The following is a 697-nucleotide window of genomic DNA, read 5'->3' on the forward strand; positions in this document are numbered from 1 at the left end:
TGCGCAAGAAGTTGCGCACTCAAATGTGGATAACCGTGTGGATACATCGCTACAGCGCTCATAAAACGTGAGCTGTAGACGAGTGCGCAAGAAGTTGCGCAGCACTGCGCAACTTCTTGCGCACTTTGTCGATGTTTCTTACGTGAAAATCATCGTTCCGATTGACTTAAACTTGCTATCTCATTGATTAACATAGGTTTTATTAGCTTTGGCATGAACCTTGACTGTCTCTATCGGCACTTGAACGGCATTTGGGCCTTTCAAGTCCTTTTTTTTCAGCAAGGAGAGCATCCATGGCAACGCCAGCGTATATGTCCATCACGGGCACCAAACAGGGTCTGATCACTGCCGGTGCGTTTACCGCGGACTCAGTGGGCAATACCTATCAGGAAGGTCATGAAGACCAGGTCATGGTTCAGGGCTTCAGCCACGAAGTGATCATTCCTCGTGACCCACAATCCGGCCAGCCGACCGGTCAGCGTGTGCACAAACCGGTAAAAATCACCAAGGTCTTCGACAAGTCCTCGCCGCTGCTGCTGGCTGCGCTGACCTCCGGCGAGCGCCTGACCGAGATCGAAATCCAGTGGTTCCGCACCTCGGCTGCCGGTACCCAAGAGCACTACTTCACCACCAAACTTGAAGACGCGATCATCGTCGACATCAAGGACTACATGCACAACTGCCAGGACCCGTCGAA

The 697-nt window shown here is 52.2% G+C and carries 1 protein-coding gene; it reads left to right on the forward strand.

All coding sequences use genetic code 11. The features are described from left to right. Nucleotides 1-293: 293 nt before the first annotated feature. Nucleotides 294-697 (forward strand): Hcp family type VI secretion system effector (locus ACP7A4_RS23155; RefSeq protein ID WP_426248526.1); only part of this gene is annotated, 404 nt, incomplete at its 3' end.

Origin of the sequence: Pseudomonas sp. TWR3-1-1 (genome assembly GCF_049896545.1) — a bacterium.
Classification (GTDB): domain Bacteria; phylum Pseudomonadota; class Gammaproteobacteria; order Pseudomonadales; family Pseudomonadaceae; genus Aquipseudomonas; species Aquipseudomonas weihenstephanensis.